Origin of the sequence: Botrimarina colliarenosi (assembly GCF_007859955.1) — a bacterium.
Lineage (GTDB): Bacteria > Planctomycetota > Planctomycetia > Pirellulales > Lacipirellulaceae > Botrimarina > Botrimarina colliarenosi.
In genome coordinates, this window is sequence record NZ_SJPR01000008.1 from 1 (window position 1) to 5,093 (window position 5,093).

4 protein-coding genes and 1 pseudogene are annotated in these 5,093 nt (G+C 65.4%); 1 reads left to right on the top strand and 4 read right to left on the bottom strand.

Going from position 1 to position 5,093, the window contains the following annotated elements; all coding sequences use genetic code 11:
• Positions 1 to 617: 617 nt before the first annotated feature.
• Positions 618 to 1,790: a glycosyltransferase gene (locus Pla108_RS18860; protein WP_146446538.1), complete on the top strand. Its 1,173-nt coding sequence runs from the start codon at positions 618 to 620 to the stop codon at positions 1,788 to 1,790.
• Positions 1,791 to 2,078: 288 nt separating this feature from the next.
• On the opposite strand, the gene Pla108_RS21495 is transcribed toward Pla108_RS18860, so the two are convergent.
• The 4 genes and pseudogenes from Pla108_RS21495 to istA all read right to left on the bottom strand — a co-directional run bounded on the left by Pla108_RS21495 (position 2,079) and on the right by istA (position 4,907).
• Positions 2,079 to 2,300: an integrase core domain-containing protein gene (locus Pla108_RS21495; RefSeq protein WP_146446539.1), complete on the bottom strand. Its 222-nt coding sequence runs from the start codon at positions 2,298 to 2,300 to the stop codon at positions 2,079 to 2,081.
• Between the two features lie 83 nt (positions 2,301 to 2,383).
• Positions 2,384 to 2,566 (bottom strand): annotated as a pseudogene (locus tag Pla108_RS21385) (transposase); the annotation flags it as partial.
• A 92-nt stretch (positions 2,567 to 2,658) separates the two neighbouring features.
• Positions 2,659 to 3,426 carry an IS21-like element helper ATPase IstB gene (gene istB, locus Pla108_RS18875; protein WP_146446540.1) on the bottom strand — a complete coding sequence of 256 codons (768 nt, stop codon included), beginning with the start codon at positions 3,424 to 3,426 and terminating at the stop codon, positions 2,659 to 2,661.
• Entirely contained in the window at positions 3,423 to 4,907 is a 1,485-nt protein-coding gene (gene istA, locus Pla108_RS18880; RefSeq protein WP_146446651.1) for an IS21 family transposase, read from the bottom strand. The genes istB and istA overlap by 4 nt, the downstream gene beginning before the upstream one ends.
• Between the last annotated feature and the right edge of the window lie 186 nt (positions 4,908 to 5,093).

Genomic DNA, 5,093 nt, shown 5'->3' on the forward strand with positions numbered 1-5,093 from the left:
CCCCGGCGCGATCGCCGACCGGGTGAATGGCGGCGTCCCTCGAATACCGTTCCTGGAGGCGTTCCACCGAGGGCGACCTCCGAATAGATGCCTGAGCGCACCTCGTCCGCCATCGATCCGAAGAACAACCTAAAAAGGGGTTGACGGCTAACTCTCCATAGATGCCATGCCCACGCCTCAAGCGTGGGCATGTGAACTGGCGGAATACTTTCCCGTGACGCACATGCCACCCGCCTGCGAACTGAGCGGCGCTGCCGAACGGTTGTCGGAACTACCCGCGAGCCTGACGGCGGCGCCCCCGGGCGCGCTTTTGGAGGGCCCGAAGGGGCGCTGGCCAGGACATGGCCACAGAGGGCCCCAGGAGGCCCCAGGATCGACGCAAGCGTATTCATTCGCCCACTATCGATCGGCGGAAGATCGCGCCTACGGGCCGCTGCGGGGCCCTGGCGCGGAGGGCCCTTTTTCGCGGCTATTATCGGGTTTTATCGGGTTTTTGGCGGCGTTTCGCTTGCTTTTGGCCACCCCACGGGGCCGGCGATTTCTCGACAAGAAACCCCGCGGCGACTCGGCCCACGAGGGCTAGAATCGCACGCGACTCGCCCCGGGAGCCGCGACCGATGCCAAAAACCCTGTTCGCCTGGGAGATGGGGGGCGGCCTCGGCCACGCCGGCCCCCTGCGGGCCGTCGGCGCCGAGCTCGTCCGTCGCGGCGACGCCGTTACGCTCGCGACGACGAACGTCCCCCTCTGCGAGCAAGCGTTCGTCGGCTCCGGCGTGGCCGTCGTCCCCGCGCCAAGTCTACCCTTCTCTGAGCTACAGCTCCGGGTCCCCTGCACGTTCAGCGACATCCTGCACGACTGCGGCTACTCTTCGCCGGCCAGGGTGACCGAGGCGGTCGGCCAGTGGCTGCGGATCATCGATGAGCTGCGGCCTGACCGCCTGCTAGCCGACTACAGCCCGACGGCGATGCTCGCCGCCCGCATCCGCGGCGTCCGCAAGACCGTCATCGGCACGGGGTTCACCTGCCCGCCCGACGTCACGCCGCTGCCGAGCCTCCACGAACAGGTGACCGAGCCGCACTGGGCCGCGGAAGTCGAGGCTGCTGTACTCGCCAGCATGAACGCGGCGCTAGAGAGCCACGGTGGGACGTCGTTGGACTACGTCGCTCAGCTGTATGCCGACGCCGACCGCCAAGTCCTTCTGACGCTGCCCGAACTGGACCATTACCCGTCTCGAGAAGCTGGCGAATACGTTCGGCCCTTCGGCGCCTTACCGGCTACCCGGACGGCCTGGCCCGTAAACTCACCGAGCCCGCGGGTGTTCGTCTACCTCCGCAACGAACCCTCCACGGAGCCGCTGCTGCGTGGCCTCGCGATGAAGGGGATTACAACGATCGCCTACGTCTACGGACTCTCAGGGGCGTGTATCGATGCACTGACGGCAAGCAGCGTGACGGTCTTTTCAACCCCCGTCGATCTGCGGCCGTTGGTGGAGGACTGTGATGTCGCCGTGCTCAACGGCGGGCACGTCGCAGCGTGCGAGTTCCTGCTTGCCGGAACTCCAATGCTGACGATCCCACAAACGCTCGAACAAGCGGTCACCGCTCGCCGGCTTCGTGAACAGGGGCTTGGGCTCGATGCCTCGGTCCACGACTTGAATGCGATCGGCTCGGCCCTTGAAAAGCTGATCGGCGACACCAGCTACGCCGAGGCGGCAAGGTGGATTGCAGGTCGCTACATCGAGGGAGAATCTAGTGGCGGAGTAGCTCGTGTAGGCGACGAATTGCGGTGATCGAGGCGAGCTTTCGGTCATTGAACGACGGCCGAAGTCAACGAAACGCGAGGGAGTACGGCTAGCGACGTGGGCAACGGCTGAAAACTATGTGCGTAACTCCTATGAAGCCGGGCGTGTCAACCGTTCCAGAAGAATTGGTTCCAAACTCCTATTCAAGCTCTCGCGAGGGGTTGCCGATTTCGCGGGTGGCCTGCTGTCGAAAACCTGATCCACGGGTTATGAAGGTCTTACCCGCCCGCGACCCTCACCCCAATCCTGTACCAGCCGCAGTGCGAGGATTTGGCTTCACTTCTTCCCGCGCGTGGGAAGAAGTGAAGCCGCGAATTCTTTTGGGGTTCTACCGCCTAGGCTGCTGTGCGGCCGAACCGAGTTGTAGTCGATCCTCCAGTCCTCGATCTTCTCCGCCGCGTCGGCCAGGCTCAAGAACCGGTAGTGTCTGTCAAGTTGCGCACATAGTTTTCCGGCGTGCCCCGGCTTGGTAGGGGAGCGGCCCGCAGACCCCCTCACAGGGTCTGCGCGGCCGCCTGCATCAGCTCACTCTCCTGGGTTCCGTTTGATTCTCTGCTTTGAGTCGGCGGACTTTTGAAGTTTTCGGCGTCTTGCTCTGCCAAGCGGCTCATGTCGAGGTACTTCCGCGAGCCCCACTTCGTGCCCGCCACGTGACGCAACCTCGCCGCGACCAGCATCAGGGCGCTGTTCCCGTCAGGGAACGCCCCCACGACGCGGGTCCGCCGTCGGATCTCTCGCATCAGCCGCTCCATGTGATCGGCAGTCGAAAAGTGCAGCGCCCGGCGCCGGAAAAGTGCAGCGCTGGTTGGTTGGGGGAGTTTGGATTGGGCCTCCCCGCGTGGGCCCGGAGGGCTTGCTAGTTCTTGGATCGGCGCCGTCGCTGGGCGTCCTTGAGGCGGTGGCTCTCGCCGGTGAACTCGAGGATCTGACAGCGGTGGGTGAGCCGGTCGAGGGCGGCGCCGGTGAGGCGTTCGGAGCCGAGGACCTCGGTCCAGTGCTCGAAGGGGAGGTTGGTGGTGACGACCAGGCTCTGCCGCTCGTAGGCTTGGCCGATCAGGTCAAAGAGCAGCTCCGCGCCCGCCTTGCTGGCCGGGACGTAGCCTAGCTCGTCGAGCACCAACAGGTCCTGTTTGCCGAGCTGGGAGCGTAACCGCAACAGGGTCTTCTCGTCGCGTGCCTCCAAGAGCGTGGTGATCAGCTCGGTGACGCGGAAGAAGCGAACGCGACGCCCCTGTAGGCAGGCGGCCATCGCCAGCGCCGTCGCGAGGTGCGTCTTGCCGGCCCCCGATGGACCGACAAGCAAGAGATTCTCACGCTGGTCGATCCAGTCCCCCTTGGCGAGTTCCAAGACGAGGGACTTGTTGACCGAGGGTCGGGAATCGAAGTCGAACGCGTCGAGCGTCTTGGGCGCGGTGAAGCGGGCCGCCTTGAGCCGTCGCTCGGCTGCGCGGCGTTCGCGATCAACCAGTTCTAATTCGCACAGCGCGAGCAGGTACGCCAGATGGTCGAGGTTCTCCTTGGCCGAGCGCAGCGCGACCTTCTCGCACTCGGCGTGCATCGTTNGCAGCTTGAGCTGCTTGAGGTGATGCTTCACCAGCACGGTGCNCTTAGTCTCGGTCTTCATGGCTGACCTCCCGAGAGGNGCGAGGCGTAGGCCGAGACGTCGGTCGCCTCGAAGTTCACTAGCCGCAGGTGGGGGCGGCCGTCGAGCGAGAAGAGGGCGACGGGCGATTCCTTGCGGTGCTCGGCGATGACCCGCACGGCGGCCGCGTCGATGACGCCGATGTCCAGCGCGTACTCGACCGCCCCGGTAAGTTCTCCCAGCGAGAACGTCTCGAGGAGGCGGAGCACACGGACGTACTCGCGTGTCCCCATCCCCTCGGCCTCGATCAATCTCCGCAACTGGTCGAAGCACGGGGGCAAGCCCCAATCTTCGAGCGGCTTAGCGTGGTCAAAGCCTCCCGGCTTCTTCTCCAAGAGGGCCAGGTAGTGGACCGGGTCGTAAACGTCCTGGTCCCGCTTCCAGCTGCGGGCGTGCGTCGCGATGAGCTTGCCGCTATCGACGAGGCGCACCTGATCGACCGAGGCGACGATGGTGATCGGCCGCCGCGCATGCGCCACCGGGACGCTATAGCGGTTGGAATCGAACCGCACGAGCGAGAGGCCGCAGGTGGCGGCCTGGGTCACCCGCCGGGCGTCGAAGGGTTGCCCCGGCAGGCCGAGCATCGCGACGCGATCCTCGGCGAGTAATTCGCGTTTCGATCCGGCCTTGCCGCGGAGCGTCCGCTCAAGATCGGCTTCGCATCGCCTTGCCAGCTCAGCATTCAAGGCTTCGAGCGAATCGACCCGCGGCACGGGGACCAGAAAGTTCCGCCGCGTAAAACCAACGAGGCCTTCGACCTTCCCCTTCTCGTTCGCTCGACGCACCAAGCAGAAGTGCGACGCGAACAGGTAGTGGCTCTGCAGACGTAAGAACTCGCGCGTCAGCTGCCGATCGCGGGCGCCGGTGATCTTCGTGATCGCCACGCGGCTGTTGTCGTAGCTAATCCGCTTGGGCACGCCGCCGAAGAACTCGAAGGCCCGCTTGTGGCCCTCCTGGAACGCCTCGGTGCATTCTCTCGGGAACGCCTGCACGTAGACCGCGTCGGAGTACGGCAGCGTCATCACAAACAGGGCGACCTGCTCGCGCAGGCCATCCAGATCGACGTAGGCGTAGCCAAAGTCGACCTGCGCTTCGCCCGGCGGGTGCGACAGGGGCAAGAAGACTTCTTGCCTGCCTTGGCGCCAGTCGCGGACCACTTCCTTGACGCTCGAGTAGCTCCCCTCGAAGCCGTGCTCGGCGACCAACCGGTCGTAGACGCGCTGGGCCGTGTGGCGTTGCTTCTTGGGCGCGTTCTTGTCGGCGTCGAGGATCTCGGCGATGAGCGGCAAGAACTTCTCCATCTTGGGCCGCTGACGCGGCTGGGCGCGTCGGTAGCCGGGCGGCTCGACGTTCCCGACGATCTTCTCGATCGTCCGATAGTTCAGGTCGTACTCTCGGGCCGCCTGGCGGCGGCTCAGCTCGCCCGTCAGCACGCGGCGACGGACTTCGGCCCACAGCTCCATGTCGGTTAGCACTCCTTGCGCCTCGCTCGCCAGAGGAAGCAGAGATAACCCTCGGGAGGGGGGCTTCGCCCCCGCCCCACGGCCTCTCAGCTTCCTGCTAACGGCTCACTCGGCACAGCTGCGCGCTGCACAATTCGGGCGCCACCGGGGCCCGCCGGGCGCTGCACTTTTCGACTGCCGATCACA

Bases quoted from the DNA above. Each gene is read 5' to 3' on its own strand.
- Pla108_RS18860 (WP_146446538.1), top strand. From the start codon at position 618: ATGCCAAAAACCCTGTTCGCCTGGGAGATGGGGGGCGGCCTCGGCCAC.